Here is a 24,734-nt window from a genome sequence, read left to right as displayed (position 1 = left end):
GCGAAACGCCCCGCGGACGCGGACGCCGCGGGGCCCTTCCCCTGGCTAGGCCACCGGTTCCGGTACCGGACGGTCCGCCGGGGCGCCGTGCTTCGGGGCCTTGGCGGTCACCATCAGGCCCGCGACCAGGCCCGCCAGCAGCATGATGCCGGCGGCCAGCCAGATGGCGACCGTGTAGCCGTGGACGATGCCCTCCCGCACGACCGCCTCCCGCCCGGACGGGTCGGTGAGGCGGGAGCCGATGTAGGACGCGCTGGTACTGGTCGCGATCGTGTTCAGCAGCGCCGTGCCGATCGAGCCGCCCACCTGCTGCGAGGTGTTGACCGTCGCCGAGGTCACGCCGGAGTCCCGTGGGGCGACCCCGGCGGTGGCGGTGGAGAAGACCGGCATGAAGGTCAGGCCCATGCCGAGGCCCATCAGCAGCAGGGCGGGCAGGATCGCGGTGGCGTACCGGGAGTCCACGGTGAGCTGGGTGAGGATCACCATGCCGCCGGAGGCGAGGAGCATGCCGGGGGCCATCAGCATGCGCGGGCCCACGTGGCGCAGCAGCCGGGCCGAGATCTGGGTGGAACCGATGACGATCGCGGCGGTCATCGGCAGGAAGGCCAGGCCGGTCCTCACGGGGGAGTAGCCGAGGATCTCCTGGAGGTAGTACGTCATGAACAGGAACAGCCCGAACATGCCGATGACGGCCAGCATCATCGTCAGGAAGCAGCCGGCCCGGTTGCGGTCGCGGACGATGTGCAGCGGCAGCAGCGGACTCGGGGACCGGGTCTGCCACCACACGAAGACCGCCAGGAGGACGACGCCCGCGGCGAACAGCGCCACCACCAGCGGGTCGGTCCAGCCGCGGGGCTGCGCCTCGCTGAAGCCGTAGACGAGGGAGACGAGTCCGCCGCAGCCGAGGAGCACGCCCGGCACGTCGAGGCGGGCGCCGGTGTGGCCGGGCCGGTCGTGCAGCAGCACGAGGGCACCGATCACGGCGGCGACGGCGATGGGGACGTTGACGTAGAGGCACCAGCGCCAGTTCAGGTACTCCGTGAGCACACCGCCGACGATGAATCCGACGGCGGCGCCGCTGCCGGCCAGCGCGCCGTAGATGCCGAAGGCCTTCCCGCGTTCCTTCGGGTCGGTGAAGGTCGTCGTCAGCAGGGACAGCGCGGACGGCGCGAGGAGGGCGGCGAACACGCCCTGCAGGGCGCGGGCGCCGAAGAGCATCACCGGGGCGTCGGCGGCGCCGCCGATCGCGGAGGCGGCGGCGAAGCCGATCAGCCCGATGACGAAGGTGCGTTTGCGTCCCACCAGGTCCGCCACCCGGCCGCCGAGCAGCAGCAGGCCGCCGAAGGCGAGGGTGTAGGCGGTGATCACCCACTGCCGGTTGCCGTCGGACATGCCGAGGTCGCGCTGGGCCGACGGCAGGGCGATGTTCACGATGGTCGCGTCCAGGACGACCATCAACTGGGCCAGGGCGATCACCACCAGCCCCCACCAGCGGCGGGGATCGGCATCCGTGGGCGCGGCCGGCTCACTTGTCCGGGTGCCACTCATCTGGCCAGAAGACCATGAATCGGGATGTACCGCATCCCGTTGGACGGGCCGTCACCCGCCACCGCTCGGTCAGGGCTCCAGGACCACCTTCCCGATCGTTCGCCGGGTCTCCAGCGCGCCGTGCGCGGCGGCGGCCCCGGCGAGCGGGAAGCGGTGCACGGCCGGGGTGAGCCGGCCCTCGGCGGCCTCGGTGAGAGCACACAGTTCGAGGGTGCGCAGGGGGTCGGCGCCGCCGGCCCTCTCCAGCATCACCGGGCCGATCCCCTGCGCCCGGGCCCGGCCGCGGGTCCTCGGCCTCTTCGGGGGCGAGGTTCTCGTCGGCCGGGCCGAAGGCGGGCAGACGGATGGCGCGACATGGGGGCCCCAAGGCCGAGCGGGCTGAGGGCCCCACCCAACGACCCCGGCCATGCTTGAGGTCAAGCTCCCGCCCGCCGAGGGCGGGGGACACCGCCGTCAACGCGCTGGTGAAGGCGGCTCCCTGGGGGTTGTCAGTGGTGGGGTGCAGCATGGGGGCATGGTGAGGAGAGCGGTGGGCGGCGGGGGCGGCGGCGGTACGGCGAAGGTGCGGGCGGCACGCCGCCCGGAGGTGCGGCTGCCGCCGCTGGAGCCGTACGACGGCGGTGGGCTGGAGGCGGACGGGGACTACGACGGGCTGGAGTTCCGGGAGGCGGACCTCGCCGGGCAGGACGGGGCGGGCGCCCGCTTCATGGACTGCGCGCTGACCGGGTGCGTGCTGGACGAGACGTCGCTGCCCCGGGCCCGGGTGCTCGACTCGGTCCTCACCGGCGTCCGGGGGGTCGGTACGCGGCTCGCCGAGGCGACCCTGCGCGACGTCGAGCTGGTCGGCGCCCGGCTGGGCGGCACCCAGTTGCACGGTGCCGTGCTGGAGCGGGTCCTGATCCGCGGCGGCAAGATCGACTACGTGAATCTGCGCCGGTCCCGGCTCAAGGACGTCGTCTTCGAGAGCTGCGTCCTGGTCGAGCCGGACTTCGGGGGCGCCCGCCTGGAGCGGGTCGAGTTCGTGGACTGCGCCCTGAAGGGGGCGGACTTCAGCGCGGCGGCCCTCACGGACGTCGACCTGCGCGGCGCGGCACCGCTGGAGCTGTCCCGGGGCGTGGACCGGCTGTCGGGGGCGGTGATCAGCCCCGCCCAGCTCCTGGACCTGGCACCGGTACTGGCGGCGGAGCTGGGGGTGCGGGTGCTGGCGGAGGGGTAGGGCGGCGGTGGGGTGCGTGGTGGAGCGGTGTGCGGCGCGGGGGCGGGGCGGTGTGGCACGGGGGGTGGGCCGTACGGGGTGGGGTGGGCCGTGGTTGGTGGTGCGGGGCCTGGTGGGTGGGGCTGACCCCGGTCGGTGGCGCGGGGCGGGGTCGGCCGTTCGGCGCGTGGGCGGGCGGTGTGGACGGGATCGGGGCCGGGGTCGGGTGGTTCGCTCCCTGATCGGTGTCAGGAGACGCGCGGGAAGCGTGCCTGAAGTGTCCAGATCGCCGGGTTGTCCGCCAGGTCGTCGTGCAGGTCGGTGAGGTCGGCGAGCAGGTCGTGCAGGAAGTCGCGGGCCTCTCGGCGCAGTTCGGCGTGGGAGAAGGAGAGCGGGGGCTCGGTCGCCGGCAGCCACTCCGCCTCGATGTCGACCCAGCCGAAACGGCGCTCGAAGAGCAGGCGGTCGGTGGACTCGGTGAAGTCCAGCTCCGCCCGCTGCGGCCGGGCGGCCCGGGACCCCGCCGGGTCACGGTCGACGCGCTCCACGATGTCGCACAGCGCCCAGGCGAAGTCGAGCACCGGCACCCATCCCCAGGCTGTGGAGAACTCCCGGTCCGCCTTGGTGTCGGCGAGGTACACGTCCCCGCAGAACAGGTCGTGCCGCAGGGCGCGCACGTCCGCCCGGCGGTAGTCCGTCTGCGGCGGGTCGGGGAAGCGGGTGGAGAGGGCGTAGCCGATGTCGAGCACGCAGGTGATGGTGTCATGGCGGCGGGGCCGGACACGCCGCCGAGGGCCGGCCCGCCACCCAGGGCGTCGGAGGTCGGGGGCCCGCCCAGATCATGACCACCCCCTGCCTTCCCGCTCGCCCCGGACCTCCTCAGGAGTTCTCCGGCCGGCCGTCCCCGTACAGCCAGTCCTCCCAGATCTGCGTGAAGTCCTCGTCCGGCGCCGACTTCTCCACGTACGCCGTGAAGTCCCCGGTGTCCGCGTTGCCGTGCCGGTGGGCGCCGGCCCAACCCCGCAGGAGGGCCAGGAAGGCGTCGTCGCCGACCGTCCGGCGGATCTTGTGCAGGACCATCGCGCCGCGCTGGTAGACGGGGCTCGCGGAGATGTCCTCGGCGCCGGGCGGGTCCGCGGGCGGGAAGGCCCAGATGGAGGCGTTCGCGTCCTCGTCGGGGTAGTAGGTCCCGTCGTAGAGCGCCTCGAAGGTCTCCTGCGCGGTGTCGCCGCCCTCGTCCTCCTCCCACAGCCACTCGGCGTACGTGGCGAAACCCTCGTTGAGCCACATGTCCCGCCAGGTCTTCGGGCTGACGGAGTTCCCGTACCACTGGTGGGCGAGTTCGTGGACGAGCAGGACGGTGTCGGGGGCGCCGGGGAAGTAGGGGCGGTTCTGGGTCTCCAGCGCGTAGCCGGCGTCCTCCACGCGGTCGACGATCGCCCCGGTGGAGGAGAAGGGGTACGGGCCGAAGTTCTCCTGGGCCCACTCCATGACCTCGGGAATGCGCTTCAGGACCGCGCGGCTCGCCTCGGCCTGCTGCGGATCGACGGCCGTGTACACCGGCAGGCCGTCGCCGGTGGTGGAGCGGTCGGTCTCCCAGTCGCCGACCGCGACCGTGACGACGTGGCTCGACATCGGCTCGGCGGTGTGCCAGGTGAACGTCGTCCGGCCGTCGCGGGTCGTCTCGTCCGCCAGCTCGCCGTTGGACACGGCCCCGAGCCCCTTCGGCACGGTCACCCGGAGGTCGTACGTGGCCTTGTCGGACGGGTGGTGGCTGCCCGGGAACCAGGCCATCGAACCCGTCGGCTGGCCGAGTCCGACGGCGCCGTCCTCGGTGGGCAGCCAGCCCTCCTCGGAGCCGTCGGGGTCGGTCACCGTCACGGGCTCGCCGGAGTAGCGGACGGTCGTGCGGAACGTCTCCCCGTCGCCCAGTTCGCGAGCCGGGCGGACGGTCAGCTCCTGCCCTGCCCGGTTGAAGCGGGCGTCCCGGCCCTCGACGGTGACCTTCTCGACCTCCAGGCCCTTGAGGTCGAGGTTGAAGACCGACAGGTCCCGGCTGGCGCGGGCGGTGATCGTCGCGGTGCCGTCGAGGTGCCCGGCGTCGGGGTCGAAGGCCAGGGTCAGGTCGTAGTGGCCGATGTCATAGCCGCCGTTGCCCGCCTTCGGGAAGTAGGGATCGCGCACGCCCGAGCCGCCGGGGGCGCCGTCGACCGAGCCGCCGCCACTACACGCCGTGAGGACGGTGGCGGTGGCGGCGGCTACGAGCAGACGGGCGGTGCGCACGTCGTGATCCTATGAGGCGTTTCACGTGAAACGCCCGTTGGGAGCGGCTGTGGGGATCTTCCCGGGGGTGCACGGCGCCGTCCGGGCCGGTCGCCAGCAGGGTCATGGCGAACATGCGCAGCCCCCGACCCTCCCTCGCCGACCGCGAACGCGACGTCCTCGCCCAGCTCGCCACCGGCCTCGGCAACCGGGAGATCGCCCGCGCCCCGTTCATCAGCGAGGCCACGGTGAAGACCCGTCTGCGCCGCGTCTACGACAACCGGGCGTCGACACCCGCGCGGCGCGGTGGCGGTGGCGAAGGAGCGGCGCCTGCTGCCATGACGCGCCGAAGACCCCCCGGGCGCACGACCGGGAGGCCTTCGTACGGAACGAACGGGCGGGTGAACGTCAGACGTTCACGCCGAAGTCCTGGGCGATGCCCACCAGGCCGGAGGCGTAGCCCTGGCCGACGGCGCGGAACTTCCACTCGGCGCCGTTGCGGTACAGCTCGCCGAAGACCATCGCGGTCTCGGTGGCCGCGTCCTCGGACAGGTCGTAGCGGGCGATCTCGGCGCCGCCGGCCTGGTTGAGGATGCGGATGTAGGCGTTGCGCACCTGACCGAAGTTCTGCGAACGGTTCTCGGCGTCGTAGATCGAGACCGGGAAGACGATCTTCTCGATGTCGGCCGGCAGACCGGCCAGGTTGACGTTGATCGCCTCGTCGTCGCCGGCGCCCTCACCGGTGCGGTTGTCACCGGTGTGCACGATCGTGTTGTCCGGCGTCTGCTTGTTGTTGAAGAAGACGAAGTGGGCGTCGGAGTAGACCTTGCCCTGCGTGTTGACCGCGATCGCGGAGGCGTCGAGGTCGAAGTCGGTGCCGGTGGTGGTGCGGACGTCCCAGCCGAGGCCCACGGTGACTTCGGTCAGGCCCGGAGCCTCCTTGGTGAGCGAGACGTTGCCACCCTTGGACAGGCTTACAGCCATTGTTCGGGAGTCCCTTCCCTCGTATACGTACGGCAAGAAAGCTACAGCTACCCCCATGAACGACGAGAGGGGGCCGCAAGGTTCCAGCTCGCTTTACTTTCTTTACCGAGTCCGGGACCGAGGATATTCGGGTGACGTGGGACGCGCGGGGACGGGAACATGGACGGCATGTCCGGTCCCCATGTCATCCGCGGCTCCGTCTCCCTGCCCGAGGCCGAGCTGGTCTGGCGTTTCTCGCGCTCCTCGGGGCCCGGCGGGCAGCACGTGAACACCACGGACACAGCGGTGGAGCTGCGGTTCGACCTGGCGAGGACCGAGGCGCTGCCCGAGGTGTGGAAGCGGCGGGCGCTGGAGCGGCTGGCCGGGCGGCTGACCGACGGCGTCGTCACGGTCCGGGCCTCCGAGCACCGCTCCCAGTGGCGCAACCGCGAGACCGCCGCCGTACGCCTCGCCGCCCTCCTCGCCGAGGCCACCGCACCCCCGCCCAAGCCCCGCAGACCGACCCGCATCCCGCGCGGCATCAACGAACGCCGGCTGCGGGAGAAGAAGCAGCGCTCCCAGACCAAGCAGGGCCGCTCCCCGAAGAGCTGGGACTGACCACCGACCGGACCGGTCCGGACCCAACAGGCCGGAACCGGACCGGACCCCGGAGGCCGTCACCGGCACAGGGCACGATCCGTCAGGCCGTCACCGGCACAGGGCACGATCCGTCAGGCCGTCACCGGCACAGGGCACGACCCGCCCTCGGAGGCCGCAGTCGGACGGGTGCCCGCGCCGGCTACCGGCCCAGCGCCAGCACCCCCACCGTCTGCCCTCCGCCGGTCTCCCCGTTGGGCCGGAACCCCAGGCCCTGGCAGAAGCCCTCGGGGCCGTCCGGGCCGGTGTGCCACGTCACGTAGCACTCCTCGCCGCCGCGGCCACCGACTCCACGGCGAAGCGGCCGTAGCCCCGGCCCTGCTCCCCGGCCGCGATGTTCAGCCGCCACAGCCCGGACCGCAGGACGCTGCCGTGCTCGTACCAGTCGATGTCGAGGAAGGCCATGAGGAAGCCGACGGGACGGTCGCCGTCCACGATCAGCTGCGGCCAGGCGGCGCCGGAGTGGACGTAGGCCTCCGCGAGGGACTTCACCACCGGGCTGACGGCGAACTCCTGCTCGGGCCGCACGCGTATGCCGAGGGCGGCGTCGAGATTCGCCGGGGTGATCTCTCCGAGGCGGAGGGCGGGCGGGATCGTCATGCGCGGCACCCTGGGCGGGCGCCGTGGGAGCGGGCGAGCCGATGACGGCTCACCCCAGCTGCCGGTACCGCCCCTTGAAGTACGCCAGCGGGCCCCCGTCCGCACTCGGCAGCGAGGCGGTCAGTACGCGGCCGATCACCAGGGTGTGGTCCCCCGCCCGCACCCGCTGCTCGGTACGGCACTCCAAGGTGGCCAGAGCCCCGTCCACCAGGGGCGATCCGGTCGCCTCGCCCCGCAGGCGGGGGAGGTCCGCGAAGAGGAGCCGGTCGCTGACGCGGCCCTTCATGGCGAAGCGGCCGGCGATGTGGCGCTGCTCCTCGGAGAGGACGGAGACCGCCCACAGGGGCTGTTCGTCGAGCAGGTCGTCCATGCGGGAGCCCTCGCGCAGGCTGACCAGAACCAGCGGCGGGTCCAGGGACACCGACATGAAGGCGGTGGCCGTCATCCCGACGTCCTCGCCGAGCGGTGCCTGCGGGTCGTCGGGGTCGAGCGGCGGCTCCTGCGCGGTCACCAGGACCACGCCCGAGGCCAGCCGGGCCATGGCGGCACGGAACTCGTCGTTGCTCACCCCTTCAGCATGCCCGGCGGCCGGCGACGGCGACGAGACAGACGCGGGAGACGAGACGGACGAGACAGCCGCGGGAGCCGCGGGAGCCGCGGGAGCCGCGGGGGGCGAGGGAGAGACGAGGGGGGAAGTGTTCGGCACCCCGTCACGCTAATCTCCGGGCCGGCGGCGCGGCATCGGGCCCCGGTCCGAAACGGGACCTAGGACCACAGAAGGAGACGCGCGCATACATACAAATTTTGCGTTCAGTAAACGCATGGGGAAAACGCAGAAACTCCACTCAATTGTTCATCTTTAGCTGTGACTTGAGTCACAAGGGGCGGTAATTGTTGACCCTGTGTACCGAGTGGGGAGCGCGCTGTGATTCAGTGGCGGGGAACCTGCAAGGGCACCATCAGTGAAGGCGCCGAAGGGAACCCTTGATTCGCTGCGAGGTCTCGGGGGGAGGGCGAGCATGGAGACCGAGTCGGAGCCCTACGTCCGCCTTGCGTCCCTGCGGCAACTGCACCAGGCCATGGCCGACATGAACAAGGCCCGCAGCCTGGCGGACACCCTGCAGGCCGTCGCCGACGGCGTCGTCCAGGCCCTCGGGTACGAGCTGGCGTGCGTCAACCTGGTCCGTCCCGACGGTGACCTCGTCGTCGCCGCCTTCTCCGGCAACCAGGCCGCCGAGGCGCTCATCACCGGCCGGGCGGGCTCCCGCGAGTCCTGGGACCGGCGCCTGAACATGGGCGAGCAGTGGGGCGACCTGATCTTCATACCCCACACCGAGGGCTGGGTCCTCGACGACGACGACGTCCCGCAGTGGTACACCGACGGGCCCGCGCCCCGCTTCGAGGACGAGTGGCACCCCTCGGACCGGCTCTTCGCCCCCATGTACGCGCCCGGCCCGCAGGGCGGCGGCAACAGCGGCGAGCTGATCGGCGTCCTGTCCGTGGACCGGCCCCGCAACGGCCGCCGTCCCGGCGCCTGGGGCCGCGAGGCTTTGCAGATGTACGCCTTCCAGGCCGCCATCGCGATCAGCAACGCCCGGCTCCGCTCCAACATGCAGCGCGCCCTGGTCCGCCTGGAGCGTGACCAGCAGGCGCTCAGGGCCAGCGAGGAAAGCTTCCGGCAGGCCTTCGAGTACGCCCCCTCCGGCATGGCCATCGCCGAGATGGGGGGCGACCAGCACGGCCGCATCCTCAGGACCAACGACGCCCTCTGCCGCCTGCTGGGACGCCCCGCCTCCGCGATGCGCCGCTACGCCTTCTCCGACCTCGTCCACCCCGAGGACCTCGGCACCCTGCTGCGCACCTCCGCCGAGGGCGGCCGGGCCGAACTGCGCCTGGGCCGCCGCGACGGCACCTACCTCTGGGTCTCCCTGCGCAACAGCGTCGTCGCCGACGCCGCCGACGGGCCGCGTTTCCTGCTGACCCACGTCGAGGACATAGAGGAGCGCAAGCGCCGCGAGCTCCAGCTCGCCCACCGCGCCTCCCACGACTCCCTCACCGGCCTGCCGAACTCGGCCGAGCTGCGCTCCCGCCTGGCCGCCCGGCTGTGCCGGCGCCCGCAGTCCTCGCACGCGGCCGTGGCCGACGCCATGGACGCTGCGTACGGCCGGCCCGCCGTGACCGACTCCGGCGGACACACTTTCGACTTCGGCGCGCCGGCCGAGCCCTACGGCGCCTACGACCACCACGAGCACGCCGTCGCCCCCGCGGACGGCCGGGACGACGGCACCAAGGGGCTCGCGGTCCTCTTCTGCGACCTGGACGGCTTCAAGTCGATCAACGACCGGTTCGGGCACAACGCCGGTGACGCCGTGCTCATCGAGGTGGCCCGCCGGCTCAGCGGCGGCGTTCGCGACGGGGACACGGTGGCCCGGCTCGGCGGCGACGAGTTCGTGATCCTCGCCAACGGGCTCGGCCGGGCCGACGCCGAGGACCTCGCCGTACGGCTGCGCAACGAGATCATCCAGCCGATCCGGGCCGAGGGACGGGCCGTGCGCGTGGGGGCCAGCTTCGGCATCGGATGGGCGCACTGCGGGATGACGGCGGACGAGGTGCTGAAGTCAGCTGACGAACGGATGTACGTCGAGAAACGATCTCGTCCCAAACAGCACCGCCGAGCCGGATGATCACCAGGTCGGAGCGCTGATGCGGTCTGAGTCACCCGTTCGGGTCAATGGGAGCGGGTAGGCTCGCCCTCTCACGACCCATACCGCACACGCACCGCATCTGGTTAGGAGACCAAGGGATGACGCCCGGCAACAACGGCGCGAGCACGCCCGAGGACGACGACCCCTTCGGCTACCTCTACGCCGACGGGCAGGCCAAGGGGGCCCAGCCGCCGTCCGGTGGCTACGGCTACCCGAACTCCGTCAACCGGGTGCGTCCCGTCGGCACACGGCAGTACGGGGCTCCGCAGGGCCACGCCGCCCAGACCGCCGCCTACGGCCAGGCCGCCCCGCAGCACCAGGGGGCCTACGGCCAGCCGCAGGGCGCCCCGGGCCGGCCGAACGCGCACTACGCCGCGCCGGAGACCTTCCCCGGCGGCGGTGCCCCCACCGCCCCGCAGCAGTCGGCGCGCGGCGGGGGCGGCGGACGCCGGGGCCCGAACACCAAGGGCCTGCTGATCGGCGCGGTCGCGGTCGTCGCCGCGGTGGTCGTCGGTATCGCCGTGGCCATGACGAGCAGCGGCTCGGAGGACGACAAGGGCGGTGACGCGGCGGGCGGCGGCACGGCCCCCACCCAGTCCGAGACCACCGACCCGAGTCCGTCGGCGAGCGACGGCGCCGAGGACGCGACGGAACTCCCGTCGATCGACGCGAAGGCGCTGCGGCTGTCGCCCGGTGTGAACACGGCGTCGGAGATCGAGGGCGCGCAGTCCGACGGCGGCGTCTACGTGGCGGGCTTCAACCAGGTCGGCGCGACGGTCACCTGGACCGTCGACGGCATCGAGAAGGCCGGCTCCTACCGGCTGTACGTGCGGTACGGCATTCCCGGTGTGGACGCCAACGCGACGATGGTGGTCAACGGCAAGGCCGACGCCCGCCCGCTCAACATGGAGAACTTCGCCAAGTCGCCCGAGGGGGACTGGGAGCGGGGCTGGCAGAGCACCTGGGCCAACGTGAACCTGAACGAGGGCACGAACACGATCGAGCTCGCGTGCAACGAGGGCAACCAGTGCAACGTGAACCTCGACCAGATGTGGCTGCAGGAGTAACCGCCGAGCCGATCGCGGGATGACTGCGGTCGTCGAGCCGACCTCGGGAGTCTCGTGGTCGTCGAGAGCCGACCTCGGGAGTCTCGTGGTCGTCGAGAGCCGACCTCGGGAGTCTCGTGGTCGTCGGGAGCCGACCGCGGGAGGGGACCGTGGCCGGCTCGTGGCGGCGAGGGCGCCTCGTGGCCGTCGGCTCGCACGTGGGCCCCGGCCACCGGCAGGGCACCCCTCAGGCCGCGTCGGTCTCGCCGGTGACCGCCACCCGTCCGAGCAGCTCCTCGTAGACCCCCCGGTCGAACTCGCCCGCCACCGGTGCCCGCACCGTCGCCGCGGACAGGGCGGCCGCGCGGGACAGGCGGTCCGGCCAGGGCAGGCGCTCGACCAGGCCGGAGAGCAGGCCCGCGACCGCCGAGTCGCCCGCGCCGGCCGGATTGCCGTGCACGGGGGCGGGCGGAGCGGCACGCCAGCGGCCCTCCGGAGTCAGCGCGAGCAGCCCCCCGGCGCCCAGTGAAGCGACCACGGAGCGGGCCCCGCGCCGCCGGGCGGCCTGAGTGGCCCGCAGCGGCTCGTGCGAGCCGGTCAGCTCGGCCAGTTCGTCGGCGTTCGGCTTGATCAGGTCCGGGCGGGCGGCGACCCCCCGGCGCAGCGGCTCCCCGCTGGTGTCCAGCAGCACCGGCACCCCCGCGGCGCGCGCGGTGCGTATCAGCCCGGCGTACGCACCCACCGGGACGCCCGGGGGCAGGCTGCCGCACAGGGCGACGGCGCGGGCACCGGCGACCAGGCGCTCGTACGCCTCCTGGAAGGCGCGCCACTCGGCGGGTGCGACGGCCGGACCGGGCTCGTTGAGCTGGGTGGTGTCGCCGGAGCGCTCGTCGACGACGGCGACGGTGCGCCGGGTCGCCCCCACGACCGGCACGAGCGCGTCCCTCACCCCGTGCACGCCGGCGAGCCCCGCGCGCACGACGTCTCCGGTGCCGCCGCCCGCGAAGCCGGTGACGGTCACGTCGTGGCCGAGGGCCGCCAGCACCCGGGCCACGTTCAGCCCCTTGCCGCCGGGGCGCTCCGTCACGGCGGTGACCCGGTGGGAGGCGTGCGGCCGCAGACCCTGGACGCGGTACGTGATGTCGAGAGCGGTGTTCAGCGTGACGGTGAGGATCACCTGGGCCGACCTCCCCCGATCGTCTGCGGCTGCCGTGCGTCCCCGGCGAAGTGCTCCGGGGACACGATCATGCCAAAAGGACGGCGGCGGGCCCAGCCCCGGGGCCGGTCACCGAGGGCCGGACCGGGCCGGAGTCGGGGGCGGATCAGCCCAGTTGGGGATCGACCACCCAGGCGCCCCGGCGCATCACGCCCACCAGGTCGAACGCGGCGTCCAGGACCACCAGGTCGGCGTCCTTGCCGGGCTCCAGGGAGCCGATCCGGCCGTCCAGGCCGAGCAGCCGCGCCGGATTGGCGGAGATCGCCCGGACCACGTCCTCGACGGGCAGCCCGTCCACCGTCACCGCCCGCTTGAAGGCGCGGTCCAGGGTGAGCGTGGAGCCCGCGATCGAACCGCCCTCCACCAGCCGGGCCACGCCGTCCGAGACCTCGACCTCCATCGGGCCGAGCAGATAGCGGCCGTCGCCGAAGCCGGCCGCGTCCATCGCGTCGGTGATGAAGGCGACCCGGGACGCGCCCGCGTTGTGGAAGGCCAGCCGGAGCGCGGCCGGGTGCAGGTGGGTGCCGTCGTTGATCAGCTCGACGGTGACCCGCTCGTCCTCCAGCAGCGCGGCGATCGGGCCGGGGGCGCGGTGGCCGAGCGGTGGCATCGCGTTGAACAGGTGCGTGGCGACGGTGGCGCCCGCGTCGACGGCCTGGAGCGTCTGCTCGTACGTCGCGTCCGTGTGCCCGACCGCCGCGATCACGCCGTGCTCCGCGAGGAGCCGTACGGAGTCCAGGCCGCCCGGCAGCTCGGTGGCCAGCGTCATCATCCTCGCGTGCCCGTGCGCGGCGTCGATCAGCTTGCGGACCTCCGCCGGGTCGGGGTCGCGCAGCAGCTGCTCGTCGTGCGCGCCCTTGCGGCACGGGGAGATGAACGGCCCCTCGAAGTGGATGCCGGCGATGTCGCCCTGCTGGGCCAGTTCGGCGAGCACCCCGGCGTGCCGGGCCAGGAAGTCCAGGTCGCCGGTGACGGCGGAGGCGACCAGCGTCGTGGTGCCGTGCCGGCGGTGGGTGGCGACGCCCCGGAGGATCTCCTCGGCGGTGCCGCCGGCGAAGGAGGCGCCGCCGCCGCCGTGGTTGTGGAGGTCGACGAAGCCGGGGACCACCCAGTGGCCCGACACGTCGAGGACGTCGGCCCGCGGGGGCGCCGTGGCGGCGATCCGCGTGCCGTCGACGATCACGCGGCCGTCGTCCACGGTCCCGGTGGGCAGTACCACCCGGGCACCGGCGAGAACCTTGCTTGGAGCCATCAGGTGGTTACCTCCGGGGGAGTCGCGGTGGGGGGCGTGGGGGCCGTCCGGGTGGACGGGCGGGTGCCGAGCAGGTCCCAGGCCATGAGCCCGGCACCCAGGCAGCCGGCGGTGTCCCCCAGCACCGCGGGGACGATCTCGGGCAGCCGCTGGAAGGTGACGCGCCGGCGGACGGCGTGCCGCAGCGGTGTGAACAAGGTTTCCCCCGCCTCGGCGAGGCCGCCACCGATGATCAGGACGCGCGGGTCCAGCAGAGTGAGCGCGGTGACCAGCCCGTCGGCGAGGGCGTCCACGGCGTCCTGCCACACGGCCTGTGCCCGGGCGTCCCCCGACTCGACGGCCCGGGCGCAGCCGGCGGCGTCCGCGGCCGGGTCGCCGCTCGCCCCGGCCCACGCCCGGCCGACCGCCGACGCGGACGCGAACCGCTCCAGGCAGCCGCGCTGCCCGCACGGGCACGGGGCGGTGCCGGGACGTACGACGATGTGGCCGATCTCGCCCGCGAAGCCGTGGGCGCCCGACTCCACCCGGCCGTCGATGCCGATGGCCCCCGCGATGCCGGTGCCCAGCGGCACGAACAGGAACCGGTCGGCGCCCTGCCCGGCCCCGATCCGCCCCTCGGCGAGCCCGCCGGTGCGCACGTCGTGGCCGAGGGCGACCGGGATGCCGCCGAGCCGGTCGCCGAGCAGCGCCCGCAGGGGCACGTCGCGCCAGCCGAGGTTGGCCGCGTAGACGGCGGTGCCGTGCTCCTCGTCGATGATGCCGGGGACGGCGACCCCCACCGCGGCGGCGGGCTCGCCGAACCGGTCGGCGCCGTGGGCGCGCAGCTCGGCGGCGAAGTCCAGGATGCCCGCGACGACCGCCTCGGGCCCGCGGTCGCGGCCGGTGGGCCGGCGGGCCCGGTGGAGCAGCTCGCCCCCCGGCCCGGCGAGGGCGGCCTTCATCCCGGTGCCGCCCACATCGAGGGCGATGACATGTCTCACGGGCACAGTGTGGCCCGTGGACCCGGGAGAGGTCTAGTCCACTGCCTTGGTGTAGACCTTAATCCGTTAAACGGACAAGCGAACACACGGCGAACACGCACACGTGTGAACGGCGAATCGTCGGCAGGGTTGGGGAGTCAGGGTGCAGCGGCGTAGAACAGGAACGATCGCGGTGGCGTCCGCACTGGGCATGACGGTGGTCCTCGGCGGCTGCGGGCTCACCGGCGACTCCGACGGGGTGACCCTGCGGCTGGTCGCCGCCGACTACGGCGACAGCGAGGCCAACGGCTCCCAGGAGTACTGGGACGACCTGGCCAGGGCCTACGAGGCCAAGCACCCCGACGTGACCGTGGACGTCACCGTCCACTCCTGGAACGACGTCGACCGCGAGGTCCGCGAGATGGTCGACGCCGGCCGGGCGCCCGACATGGCGCAGATCGGCGCCTACTCCGACTACGCGGACCAGGGCCTGCTCTACCGGGCCGACGACGTGCTCTCCATCCCGGTCCAGGCCGACTTCGTCTCGCAGCTCGCCGGCGCGGGCCAGGTCGGCGGTGCCCAGTACGGCCTGCCCTTCGCGGCCTCCACGCGGGTGCTCTTCTACAACAAGACCCTTTTCAAGGAGGCCGGCGTCACGCCGCCCGAGAGCTGGGACGACCTCGCGGACGCCGCCGAGGCGCTCAAGGAGGAGGGCGTGAAGTACCCGTACGCGCTGCCGCTGGGCTCCGAGGAGGCGCAGGCCGAGACCATGCAGTGGATGCTCAGCGGCGGAGGCGGCTACACCGACGACCTCGGCACCTACTCCGTGGACTCGCCGCAGAACGTCACCACCTTCACCTGGCTCCGGGACGAACTCGTCGGCAAGGGCCTCACCGGCCCCGTCGCCCCCGGCGAGCTCGACCGCGCCGACGCCTTCGCCGCCTTCGCCGCCGGTGACGTCGGCATGCTCAACGGGCACCCCTCGCTGATGAAGATGGCGTCCGACCAGGGCGTGAAGTACGGCATGGTGACGACCCCGGGCATCGACGGGGAGAGCCGGAACACGCTCGGCGTCACCGACTGGATGACCGCCTTCAAGGAGAACGGCCACCAGGAGGAGATCGGCGACTTCCTCGACTTCGTCTACAGCGACGAGAACGTCCTCGACTTCTCCCGCCGGTACGACCTGCTCCCGGTGACCACCTCCGCCTCCCAGGTCATGAGCACCGCGGAGGAGGACAAGGACCTCCGGCCGTTCCTGGACGAACTGCTGCTCTCCGAGCTCTACCCGGTCGGCAAGACCTCCTGGGCCGCGGTCAGCGCGGACGTCAAGAAGCTCATCGGCCAGGCCGTCGCCTCCGGCGGCAGCCCCTCGGAGGTGCTCGGCCGGATTCAGGTGACGGCGATGCGGGCGGGCAGCGCGGAGTAGCGGCCGCTGTCGGCGGCGGGCGTTACGGTGCCGTACATGGACCTGGGACAGAGGGAGCGGAACATCCTCGCGCTGGAGCGCCGCGGTTTCCCCGGCCCCGGCGCGAAGGAACGCGCGATCCGCGAGGAACTGGGCCTGGCCCCCGTCCGCTACTACCAGCTCCTCAACGCCCTGCTGGACGACCCCCGCGCCCTGGCCGCCGACCCGGTCACGGTCAACCGTCTGCGCCGGGTACGGGAGGCCCGCCGCGCGGAGCGGTAGGGCCCCTCCCGAAGCGGGCGGACCGGAACGCGGCGCCGGCCCCCGTCCCCCTCTCCCGGCCCGCCCGCGCCGGGCGGCGGGCGGTCAGGTGAGCCGGGCGGCCAGGGCGCGCAGCAGTCGCACCACCCCCGCCGGACCGTCGACCACCACGTCCGCCCGCTTCCTGAGGTCGGGGACCTCGTCACTGCCGCTGCAGACCAGCAGGCCCGCCGTGCCTTCCGTCCGGAGGGTGTCCACGGCCGCGAAGGCGGGCAGGTCCCCGAGGTCGTCGCCGGCGTAGACGACGGACGCGGCGCCGACGTCCCGGGCGTGTGCCCGCAGCGCGGCGCCCTTGTCCATGCCGGGCGGGCGCAGTTCCAGGACCATGCGGCCCGGCTCGACGATCAGGCCGTGGCGGGCGGCCAGGTCGGCGAGGGGGGCGCGCAGCATGTCGAAGGCGGCCTGCGGGTCGGGGGCGCGGCGGGTGTGGACGGCGACCGCGTGCCCCTTCTCCTCGATCCAGGTGCCCTGCTCTGCCCCGGACCGCTCCAGCAGCCCCGGCAGCTCGGCGCGGACGGCGGCGACGCCGGGGTGCGGCGGAGGTGTGCTGAGGGTGCCGGTGACGGCGTCCCAGCGCTCGGCGCCGTAGTGGCCGAGGACGACGAGGTGTTCCAGGCCCGGGACGTCCGCGAAGCCGCCGTGGTGGACCGCGACCCCGGCCGGACGGCCGGTGATCACCGCGACGGAGGCGACCTTCGGGGCGAGGGCCGCGAGCGCCGGCACGGCGTCCGGGTGGGCGCGGGCCCGGTCGGGGTCGGCGACGATCGGGGCGAGCGTGCCGTCGAAGTCGAGCGCGACCACCGCGCGGCCGGGGTCGGCGAGGAGGGCGTCGAGCCCTTCGCGCCCGACCGCCGTCGCGGGGGCCGGCAGGTGGTCCGGGGAGTCGTCACTGATGGAGTCCTGGTGGCTGCCCATACCGCGAACCTATCCCGCCGGGGCGCGGCGCACGCCTGGCTCACGCACCCCACGGCACACCGACCGAGCGGGCGGGCCCCGGCTTCCTCCCCCGCGCCGCTCCTCCGGGCGTGAGCAATCACCCACCCCCTGGCCCCGGCCTCGCAGCCCTCGGGCCCCCGGCGACCGTCACGTGCGGCACGGATCACCGCGCCGCCGGGCCCGCGTGCTCGCCTTGCGTCGCCGGCCCGCCCTGCGCCGCCGGCCCGCGTGCTCGCCTTGCGTCGCCGGCCCGCCCTGCGCCGCCGGGCCGTGTGCTGCCTTGCGTCGCCGGCCCGCGTGCTCGCCTTGCGTCGCCGGCCCGCCCTGCGCCGCCGGGCCGTGTGCTGCTCTGCGTCGCCGGCCCGCGTGCCCGCCTTGCGTCGCCGGCCCGCCCTGCGCCGCCGGGCCGTGTGCTGCTCTGCGCCGCCGGGCCCGCGTGCCCGGCGGCGTCGCCGCCCGCGCCCGCCCCGCGCCGTCGCCCCGTGTGCCCCGCCCCCACCGGCCCCTGCCCCGGCCGGGGACACCCGGCGGTCAGCGCCTCAACGCGTCCAGCTGTTCCAGGAACCACCGTGCCGGAGGCAGCGCCGTCCCCGCCGCGGCCAGTCGCTTCGACCGCTCCGCCCGTTCCCCGGCGCCGACCGACAGCGCCTCGTGCAGCGCCCGGGCCGTCCCCGACACGTCGTACGGGTTCACCGCCACCGCGTCCTCGCCCAGCTCCTCGTACGCCCCCGCCTCCCGCGACAGCACCAGCACGCACCCCTCGTCGGAGACGACCGGCACCTCCTTCGCGACCAGGTTCATACCGTCCCGGATGGGATTGACGAGGGCCACGTCGGCCAGCCGGTACGCGGCCAGCGACCGTGCGAAGTCGTCCTTCACGTGCAGCACGACCGGCGTCCACCCCGCCGTCCCGAACTCGTCGTTGATCGACTCGGCCACCCGCTGCACCTCGGCGGTGTAGTCCCGGTACACGGCGAGGTCCTGCCGCGACGGGTAGGCGAACGCCACGTGCACGACCCGCTCGCGCCACTCGGGCCGGTCGGTGAGCAGCTGCCGGTAGGCCAGCAGCCCCCGCACGATGTTCTTGGACAGCTCGGTACGGTCCACCCGCACGATCGTCCGGCGTCCCTCACCGATCTCCGCCCGCAGCGCGGCCATCCGCTCGTCCACGTCGGCCTCGTGGGACCGCTTGCGCAGGAAGTCCGCGTCCGCGCCGAGCCCGTGCACGCCGATCTCCGTGCCGCCCGTCCCGCCCACCAGCGCGTCGCAGCACGCGGTGAAGGCGTCGGCCCAGCGCCGGGTGAGGAACCCGAGCCGGTCGGCGCCGAGCATGCCGCGCAGCACCTGCCCGGCGATGTCGTCCGGCAGCATCCGGAAGTAGTCGACCGGCGCCCACGGCGTGTGCGAGAAGTGCCCGATGCGCAGGTCGGGACGGAGTTCGCGGAGCATCCCCGGGACCAGCGTCAGGTGGTAGTCCTGCACGATCGCGACCGCACCCTCGGCGGCCTCCTCGGCCAGCGCCTCGGCGAAGGCCCGGTTGTACGCCTCGTAGGAGGCCCACTGCCGCCGGAACTCCGCGTCGAAGACCGGCTCCAGGGGGGTCTGGTAGAGCATGTGGTGCACGAACCACAGCACGGAGTTGGCGATCCCGTTGTACGCGTCGGCGTGCACGTCGGCCGGCACGTCCAGCATCCGCACGCCGTCCTCGCCGGCCCCGCGCCGTACCGCCTCGCGGTCGCCGTCGCTCAGCGCGGAGCACACCCACAGCGCCCCCGCGTCCGGCCCGATGGCCGACAGTCCGGAGACCAGCCCGCCACCACCGCGTTTCGCGTGCAGCGAACCGTCCTCACGCACCTCGTACGAGACGGGCCCCCGATTGGAGGCGACCAGCACCTGAGCAGCACCGAAGCTTGAAGCCATACGCCTCAACCTAGCCCGGCCCCCAGAACCTCAAACGTGCCCGGGCGTCACCCCGGCGCCGATTTGGTCACACGGTGTCCCGGGCGGACGCGCCCGCCCGGCCCGGAGGGTCACGCCACCCTGCGGGCCGCGTACTCCGCGATCTCCGTCATGGGAGGCCGTTCCTCGGTGTCCACGGAGTACGTGCGCGGCTCGAAGCCGGCGGCGCCCCGCTCGAACTGGGTGAGGGACGGCCGGACCAGGTGGCCGCGGGCCAGCCGGAGCTGGGCGGTGCGGTAGATCGCGGCGGACATCCGGCCCAGGGCCTGGCCGTCCTGGTGCCGGTGCCTGCGGACGCCGACGTCGACCTGCGCCAGGGCGTCCAGGCCCACCAGGTGCAGGGCGTCGACCAGCAGGCCCAGCTCGACGCCGTAGCCGACGGGGAAGGGGAGCCGTTCCAGCAGGGAGCGGCGGGCCGCGTACTCGCCGCCGAGCGGCTGGACGAAGCCGGCCAGCCGCGGCCAGTGCATGTTCAGCAGCGGGCGGGCCATCAGCTCCGTGACCCGGCCGCCCTGCCCGGGAGCGGCGCCGAGCGGGCGGTCGTACATGGCCTTGACGAGGTGCACGTCCGGGTCGGTGAGCAGCGGGCCCACGATCCCGGCGACGAAGTCGGCGGAGAACTCGCGCAGATCGGCGTCGACGAAGCAGACGATGTCGCCGCCGGTGACCAGCAGCGAGCGCCACAGCACCTCACCCTTGCCGGGGACGGGCGGGACGCGGGGGAGTATCGCGTCGCGGTGCACGACCCGGGCGCCCGCCGCCGCGGCCACCGCCCCCGTGCGGTCGCGCGACCCGGAGTCGACCACCACCACCTCGTCGACGAGCGGGTCCGGGCCCATCAGGTCCCGGCGGATCACCGTGACGATGTCGCCGACCGTCGCCTCCTCGTCCAGGGCGGGGAGCACCACGCTCACCGTCTGCCCGGTGGCGCGCTTGGCGGTCAGGAGCCGCTGGAGCGGCCGGTCCGTCACGGACCAGGACCGTGCGCCCAGCCAGCGCTCGACTTCTTCCAGCACGGTCGGTGGCTCCTCTGTGATCCATCTCGCGGTACGGACGACTGTCTCAACCGTCCTGGCCTTCGGTTACAGTCTTGAACAACGCGCAGCACCACCGCATGCCGGGGGTCGCCACGCGCCCCGCACAACAATCGAATACCGCTCATCCAGAGGGGCAGAGGGATACGGCCCGTTGAAGCCCCGGCAACCCTCCAGTCGGTTCCCGTCACGCGGACGTGGCGAGGCTCCCGACTAGGGAAGGTGCCAAATCCGTCTCACGGCGAGATGCGTCGTGAGGAAGATGAGGAGAAAGGGCCTCGCCTCACATGGCTGTGCAGACTGCCGAAAGCACCACCACCCCCGCCGGCTCCGTCGACCTGGGCCCCGCCGCGGCGCTCTCCTGCCGCGAGTGCGGTCACCGCGTGCCGCTCGGCCCGGTCTTCGCCTGCGAGGAGTGTTTCGGCCCGCTGGAGATCGCCTACGACTTCTCGGACTACGACACCGAGGAGCTGCGGAAGCGCATCGAGGCGGGCCCCGCGAACATCTGGCGCTACGCCCCGCTGCTGCCCGTCCCCGCCGACGTGGCGACCAAGCCGAACATCAACCCCGGCTGGACCCAGCTGGTCAAGGCCGACAACCTGGCCCGCGAGCTGGGCGTCACCGGCGGTCTGTACGTCAAGGACGACTCCGGCAACCCGACGCACTCCTTCAAGGACCGCGTCGTCGCCCAGGCCATCGAGGCCGCCCGCGCCTTCGGCTTCACCACCCTCTCCTGCTCCTCCACCGGCAACCTCGCGGGGGCCGTCGGCGCCGCCGCCGCCCGCGCGGGCTTCCGCTCCTGCGTGTTCATCCCGCACGACCTGGAGCAGGGCAAGGTCGTCATGGCCGCCGTCTACGGCGGAGAGCTCGTCGGCATCGAGGGCAACTACGACGACGTGAACCGCTTCTGCTCCGAGCTGATCGGCGACCCGGCCGGCGAGGGCTGGGGCTTCGTCAACGTCAACCTGCGGCCGTACTACGCCGAGGGCTCCAAGACGCTGGCGTACGAGATCTGCGAGCAGCTCGGCTGGCGGCTGCCCGACCAGATCGTCGTCCCGATCGCGTCCGGCTCCCAGCTCACGAAGATCGACAAGGGTCTGCAGGAGCTGATCAGGCTCGGGCTGGTCGAGGACAGGCCGTACAAGATCTTCGGTGCCCAGGCCGAGGGCTGCTCGCCGGTGTCCACCGCCTACAAGGCCGGCCACGACGTCGTACGCCCGCAGAAGCCGGACACCATCGCCAAGTCGCTGGCCATCGGCAACCCGGCCGACGGCCCCTACGTCCTCGACATCGCGCGCCGCACCGGCGGCGCGGTGGAGGACGTGACGGACGAGCAGGTCGTCGACGCCATCAAGCTGCTCGCCCGCACCGAGGGCATCTTCGCGGAGACGGCGGGCGGCGTGACGGTAGGCGTCACGAGGAAGCTGATCGAGAACGGCGTCCTGGACCCGTCCCTCACCACCGTCGTCCTCAACACCGGCGACGGTCTGAAGACCCTCGACGCGGTGGCCGGCACCGGCCTCACCGCCACCATCCGCCCGAACCTGGACTCCTTCCGAGAGGCTGGCCTCGCATGAGCGTGACCGTCCGCATCCCCACCATCCTGCGCACCTACACCGGCGGCAGGGCCGAGGTCGCCGCCGACGGTGCGAACCTCGGCGAGGTCATCGCCGACCTGGAGAAGAACCACACCGGCATCGCCGCCCGCGTCCTGGACGACCAGGGCAAGCTGCGCCGCTTCGTCAACGTCTACGTCAACGACGACGACGTGCGCTTCGAGCAGGGCCTGGAGACCGCCACCCCGGACGGCGCGGGCGTCTCCATCATCCCGGCGGTCGCCGGCGGCTGACCCGCCCCGCGATTGCCTTCGGTCGTCGCAGTGACGCCGCGTTCATCGGACCGCCCCCTCCGCAAGAGAAACGGAGGGGGCAATTCCATGGGATTGAGCGCGGTAGAGTTGGGGAAAGCGCCGCCGATCGAAAGATCGAGAATCCCGCATTCCCCCGGTACGCCCGACAAGATGCAGCCAAAATGCGGGCGTATTTCGCGGCTTTTGAGCCCTTTGTCTGCCCCGACTTGACCCGAATTCAGGCGAATTCTCGCCACATTCCGGGCCGGGTGCGTCCAGATTTCTCGTCCGACTGACCTGTTGCAGACGGCAGTTGGACAGATACATTCAGCCGCGGTCGACGCGTTCCGGCGCACGCCCCCGGTCGTGGGGGGCGAGGTCTGACCCGGGTCCGCGAAGTGCGGATCTGTGCAAGGGCCAGTAATAGGGGAGTTAGGCATGGCTCAGGGCACCGTCAAGTGGTTCAACGCGGAGAAGGGGTACGGCTTCATCGCGGTCGACGGTGGTGCGGATGTTTTCGTCCACTACAGCGCGATTCAGATGGACGGCTACCGCACCCTCGAAGAAGGCCAGCGGGTCGAGTTCGAGATCTCGCAGGGTCAGAAGGGCCCGCAGGCCGACATGGTTCGCCTCAGCGCCTGAGACGTTCGGCCACCGCAAGCGAACGGTTCTTCTCCGAAGGGCCCGCACCTCCCCGGAGGTGCGGGCCCTTCGGCCTGCCCGCGGGGGCCCGCACGGGGCCGCGCCGGGTGGTGCGGGCGGCCGGGCGGCCGGGCCGATCCCCGGAAGGCGCTTGCACTCGACAGGGGCGAGTGCTAATCATTGGCGTTAGCACTCTGAAGGTGAGAGTGACAACGAAGGACCGGGTCGGTGAGGCCCGCAGGCCGGGTGGGGAAGGAACCACACGGCCGGCGAGCCGTCCGTCGCGGGCGCGGGCGCGGTCCGAAGGAATCACCCCCAGTCCTGGAGGGACCACTTCACATGGCCAAGATCATCGCGTTCGACGAGGAGGCACGGCGCGGCCTCGAGCGCGGCATGAACCAGCTCGCGGACGCCGTCAAGGTGACGCTCGGCCCCAAGGGCCGCAACGTCGTCCTCGAGAAGAAGTGGGGCGCCCCCACGATCACCAACGATGGTGTCTCCATCGCCAAGGAGATCGAGCTCGAGGACCCGTACGAGAAGATCGGCGCCGAGCTGGTCAAGGAAGTCGCCAAGAAGACGGACGACGTCGCCGGTGACGGTACGACCACCGCGACCGTTCTCGCCCAGGCCCTGGTCAGGGAAGGCCTGCGCAACGTCGCGGCCGGTGCCAACCCGATGGCCCTGAAGCGCGGCATCGAGAAGGCCGTCGAGGCCGTCTCCGCCGCCCTGCTGGAGCAGGCGAAGGACGTCGAGACCAAGGAGCAGATCGCCTCCACGGCCTCCATCTCCGCCGCCGACACCCAGATCGGCGAGCTGATCGCCGAGGCCATGGACAAGGTCGGCAAGGAAGGCGTCATCACCGTCGAGGAGTCCCAGACCTTCGGTCTGGAGCTGGAACTCACCGAGGGTATGCGCTTCGACAAGGGCTACATCTCGGCGTACTTCGCCACCGACATGGAGCGTATGGAGGCGTCGCTCGACGACCCGTACATCCTGATCGCCAACTCCAAGATCGGCAACGTCAAGGACCTGCTGCCGCTCCTGGAGAAGGTCATGCAGTCGGGCAAGCCGCTGCTGATCATCGCCGAGGACGTCGAGGGCGAGGCCCTGTCGACCCTGGTCGTCAACAAGATCCGCGGCACCTTCAAGTCCGTCGCCGTCAAGGCCCCGGGCTTCGGCGACCGCCGCAAGGCCATGCTCGGCGACATCGCCATCCTCACGGGCGGCGAGGTCATCTCCGAGGAGGTCGGCCTCAAGCTGGAGAACGCGACCCTGGACCTCCTGGGCCGCGCCCGCAAGGTCGTCATCACCAAGGACGAGACCACCATCGTCGACGGCGCCGGCTCGACCGACCAGGTCAACGGCCGCGTCAACCAGATCCGCGCCGAGATCGAGAACAGCGACTCGGACTACGACCGCGAGAAGCTCCAGGAGCGCCTGGCGAAGCTGGCCGGCGGCGTGGCCGTCATCAAGGCCGGTGCCGCCACCGAGGTCGAGCTCAAGGAGCGCAAGCACCGCATCGAGGACGCCGTCCGCAACGCGAAGGCGGCCGTCGAGGAGGGCATCGTCGCCGGTGGCGGCGTGGCCCTGCTCCAGGCCTCCCAGGTCTTCGAGAAGCTGGAGCTGACGGGTGACGAGGCGACCGGCGCCAACGCCGTGAAGCTCGCCCTGGAGGCCCCGCTGAAGCAGATCGCCGTCAACGGCGGTCTCGAGGGCGGCGTCATCGTGGAGAAGGTCCGCAACCTGACCGTCGGCCACGGCCTGAACGCCGCGACCGGTGAGTACGTCGACATGATCGCCGAAGGCATCATCGACCCGGCGAAGGTGACCCGTTCCGCCCTGCAGAACGCCGCCTCCATCGCCGCGCTGTTCCTCACCACCGAGGCCGTCATCGCCGACAAGCCGGAGAAGGCCGCCCCGGGCGGCGCCCCCGGCGGCATGCCGGGCGGTGACATGGACTTCTGATCGACCTGGTCGATCAACCGTCCCACGGACCGAGGGCGGCACTCCCCGACAGGGGGTGCCGCCCTCGGGCTTTTCCCGCGGCCGGACCGCGGTGCGGCGACGCCCCCCGGGTGTGATCCGGACCACGAAGGGCGGGCGGCCGGAATGGGCGGCACGGGCGGCCCCGTTGTCCCCGGCAGAGCTGCATGCGTATGCACATACCGACCGGTACCTCCCA

At 72.7% G+C, this 24,734-nt stretch carries 21 protein-coding genes, 3 pseudogenes and 1 riboswitch; of the genes and pseudogenes, 11 read left to right on the top strand and 13 right to left on the bottom strand.

The features are described 5' to 3' along the window. Nucleotides 1-45: 45 nt before the first annotated feature. On the bottom strand, nt 46-1,548 hold the full coding sequence (locus tag ACVV2G_RS22685) for an MFS transporter (RefSeq protein WP_453844577.1): 1,503 nt from the start codon (nt 1,546-1,548) through the stop codon (nt 46-48). A 69-nt stretch (nt 1,549-1,617) separates the two neighbouring features. Continuing rightward, a pseudogene (locus ACVV2G_RS22680) lies at nt 1,618-1,815 on the bottom strand (zinc-binding dehydrogenase); the annotation flags it as partial. Between the two features lie 247 nt (nt 1,816-2,062). Between ACVV2G_RS22680 and ACVV2G_RS22675 the strand changes: the two are divergent. After that, on the top strand, nt 2,063-2,764 hold the full coding sequence (locus tag ACVV2G_RS22675) for a pentapeptide repeat-containing protein (protein ID WP_453844576.1): 702 nt from the start codon (nt 2,063-2,065) through the stop codon (nt 2,762-2,764). Nucleotides 2,765-2,991: 227 nt separating this feature from the next. Here ACVV2G_RS22675 and ACVV2G_RS22670 read toward each other — a convergent pair whose 3' ends face one another. Continuing rightward, nucleotides 2,992-3,492: a hypothetical protein gene (locus ACVV2G_RS22670; RefSeq protein WP_453844575.1), complete on the bottom strand. Its 501-nt coding sequence runs from the start codon at nt 3,490-3,492 to the stop codon at nt 2,992-2,994. A gap of 130 nt (nt 3,493-3,622) precedes the next feature. Beyond that, the gene (locus ACVV2G_RS22665; RefSeq protein ID WP_453844574.1) at nt 3,623-5,026 is read right to left on the bottom strand and encodes a M1 family metallopeptidase; all 1,404 of its coding nucleotides are present in this window, start codon (nt 5,024-5,026) and stop codon (nt 3,623-3,625) included. 71 nt (nt 5,027-5,097) lie between these two features. Between ACVV2G_RS22665 and ACVV2G_RS22660 the strand changes: the two are divergent. Continuing rightward, nucleotides 5,098-5,347 (top strand): annotated as a pseudogene (locus ACVV2G_RS22660) (LuxR C-terminal-related transcriptional regulator); the annotation flags it as partial. Between the two features lie 66 nt (nt 5,348-5,413). On the opposite strand, the gene ACVV2G_RS22655 reads toward ACVV2G_RS22660, so the two are convergent. Beyond that, nucleotides 5,414-5,989 carry a TerD family protein gene (locus ACVV2G_RS22655; protein WP_007450822.1) on the bottom strand — a complete coding sequence of 192 codons (576 nt, stop codon included), beginning with the start codon at nt 5,987-5,989 and terminating at the stop codon, nt 5,414-5,416. 159 nt (nt 5,990-6,148) lie between these two features. Here ACVV2G_RS22655 and arfB point away from each other — a divergent pair, with 159 nt between their 5' ends. Then, nucleotides 6,149-6,586, top strand: a complete 438-nt coding sequence (gene arfB, locus ACVV2G_RS22650; protein ID WP_383644361.1) for an alternative ribosome rescue aminoacyl-tRNA hydrolase ArfB — start codon at nt 6,149-6,151, stop codon at nt 6,584-6,586. Between the two features lie 181 nt (nt 6,587-6,767). On the opposite strand, the pseudogene ACVV2G_RS22645 reads toward arfB, so the two are convergent. Then, nucleotides 6,768-7,225: pseudogene (locus tag ACVV2G_RS22645) on the bottom strand (GNAT family N-acetyltransferase). Nucleotides 7,226-7,274: 49 nt separating this feature from the next. Next, the gene (locus ACVV2G_RS22640) at nt 7,275-7,793 is read right to left on the bottom strand and encodes a flavin reductase family protein (protein ID WP_453844573.1); all 519 of its coding nucleotides are present in this window, start codon (nt 7,791-7,793) and stop codon (nt 7,275-7,277) included. Between the two features lie 451 nt (nt 7,794-8,244). On the opposite strand from ACVV2G_RS22640, the gene cdgB reads away from it, so the two are divergent. Together cdgB and ACVV2G_RS22630 are read left to right on the top strand one after the other, a co-directional pair. Next, nucleotides 8,245-9,909 (top strand): diguanylate cyclase CdgB, encoded by a 1,665-nt coding sequence (cdgB, locus tag ACVV2G_RS22635; protein WP_453844572.1) that lies wholly within the window; start codon nt 8,245-8,247, stop codon nt 9,907-9,909. A 119-nt stretch (nt 9,910-10,028) separates the two neighbouring features. After that, nucleotides 10,029-10,997 carry a CBM35 domain-containing protein gene (locus tag ACVV2G_RS22630; protein ID WP_453844571.1) on the top strand — a complete coding sequence of 323 codons (969 nt, stop codon included), beginning with the start codon at nt 10,029-10,031 and terminating at the stop codon, nt 10,995-10,997. A gap of 226 nt (nt 10,998-11,223) precedes the next feature. On the opposite strand, the gene ACVV2G_RS22625 is transcribed toward ACVV2G_RS22630, so the two are convergent. The 3 genes from ACVV2G_RS22625 to ACVV2G_RS22615 all read right to left on the bottom strand — a co-directional run bounded on the left by ACVV2G_RS22625 (nt 11,224) and on the right by ACVV2G_RS22615 (nt 14,424). Continuing rightward, nucleotides 11,224-12,153: a 1-phosphofructokinase family hexose kinase gene (locus ACVV2G_RS22625; protein WP_453844570.1), complete on the bottom strand. Its 930-nt coding sequence runs from the start codon at nt 12,151-12,153 to the stop codon at nt 11,224-11,226. Between the two features lie 145 nt (nt 12,154-12,298). After that, nucleotides 12,299-13,444: an N-acetylglucosamine-6-phosphate deacetylase gene (gene nagA, locus ACVV2G_RS22620; RefSeq protein WP_453844569.1), complete on the bottom strand. Its 1,146-nt coding sequence runs from the start codon at nt 13,442-13,444 to the stop codon at nt 12,299-12,301. Beyond that, on the bottom strand, nt 13,444-14,424 hold the full coding sequence (locus ACVV2G_RS22615) for an ROK family protein (protein WP_453844568.1): 981 nt from the start codon (nt 14,422-14,424) through the stop codon (nt 13,444-13,446). Before ACVV2G_RS22615 ends, nagA begins: the two co-directional genes overlap by 1 nt. A 142-nt stretch (nt 14,425-14,566) precedes the next feature. Here ACVV2G_RS22615 and ACVV2G_RS22610 point away from each other — a divergent pair, with 142 nt between their 5' ends. Next, on the top strand, nt 14,567-15,832 hold the full coding sequence (locus ACVV2G_RS22610) for an ABC transporter substrate-binding protein (RefSeq protein WP_453844567.1): 1,266 nt from the start codon (nt 14,567-14,569) through the stop codon (nt 15,830-15,832). Nucleotides 15,833-15,868: 36 nt separating this feature from the next. Then, complete coding sequence (locus tag ACVV2G_RS22605; RefSeq protein ID WP_453844566.1) at nt 15,869-16,093, top strand: DUF3263 domain-containing protein; 225 nt, start codon at nt 15,869-15,871, stop codon at nt 16,091-16,093. 84 nt (nt 16,094-16,177) lie between these two features. Here ACVV2G_RS22605 and otsB read toward each other — a convergent pair whose 3' ends face one another. The 3 genes from otsB to ACVV2G_RS22590 form a co-directional block, all read right to left on the bottom strand. Continuing rightward, nucleotides 16,178-17,047, bottom strand: coding sequence for a trehalose-phosphatase (gene otsB, locus ACVV2G_RS22600; RefSeq protein ID WP_453844565.1), 870 nt, complete (start codon nt 17,045-17,047; stop codon nt 16,178-16,180). 552 nt (nt 17,048-17,599) lie between these two features. Next, a complete protein-coding gene (locus tag ACVV2G_RS22595; RefSeq protein ID WP_453844564.1) occupies nt 17,600-18,988 on the bottom strand; it encodes an alpha,alpha-trehalose-phosphate synthase (UDP-forming) in 1,389 nt (462 codons plus the stop codon). Between the two features lie 110 nt (nt 18,989-19,098). Next, nucleotides 19,099-20,043, bottom strand: coding sequence for a glucosyl-3-phosphoglycerate synthase (locus tag ACVV2G_RS22590; protein WP_453844563.1), 945 nt, complete (start codon nt 20,041-20,043; stop codon nt 19,099-19,101). 139 nt (nt 20,044-20,182) lie between these two features. Further along, nucleotides 20,183-20,330: riboswitch (SAM riboswitch) on the top strand. A gap of 18 nt (nt 20,331-20,348) precedes the next feature. Here ACVV2G_RS22590 and thrC point away from each other — a divergent pair. The 4 genes from thrC to groL all read left to right on the top strand — a co-directional run bounded on the left by thrC (nt 20,349) and on the right by groL (nt 24,517). Then, nucleotides 20,349-21,638, top strand: a complete 1,290-nt coding sequence (thrC, locus tag ACVV2G_RS22585) for a threonine synthase (protein WP_453844562.1) — start codon at nt 20,349-20,351, stop codon at nt 21,636-21,638. Further along, on the top strand, nt 21,635-21,910 hold the full coding sequence (locus tag ACVV2G_RS22580) for a MoaD/ThiS family protein (protein ID WP_453844561.1): 276 nt from the start codon (nt 21,635-21,637) through the stop codon (nt 21,908-21,910). Before thrC ends, ACVV2G_RS22580 begins: the two co-directional genes overlap by 4 nt. A 438-nt stretch (nt 21,911-22,348) precedes the next feature. Beyond that, on the top strand, nt 22,349-22,552 hold the full coding sequence (locus tag ACVV2G_RS22575) for a cold-shock protein (protein WP_004929928.1): 204 nt from the start codon (nt 22,349-22,351) through the stop codon (nt 22,550-22,552). A 339-nt stretch (nt 22,553-22,891) separates the two neighbouring features. After that, nucleotides 22,892-24,517, top strand: coding sequence for a chaperonin GroEL (groL, locus tag ACVV2G_RS22570; RefSeq protein WP_453844560.1), 1,626 nt, complete (start codon nt 22,892-22,894; stop codon nt 24,515-24,517). The last annotated feature ends 217 nt before the right edge of the window (nt 24,518-24,734 follow it).

The organism is Streptomyces sp. JK94 (assembly GCF_053613315.1).
This window is presented reverse-complemented; position numbering and strand designations above follow the sequence as displayed.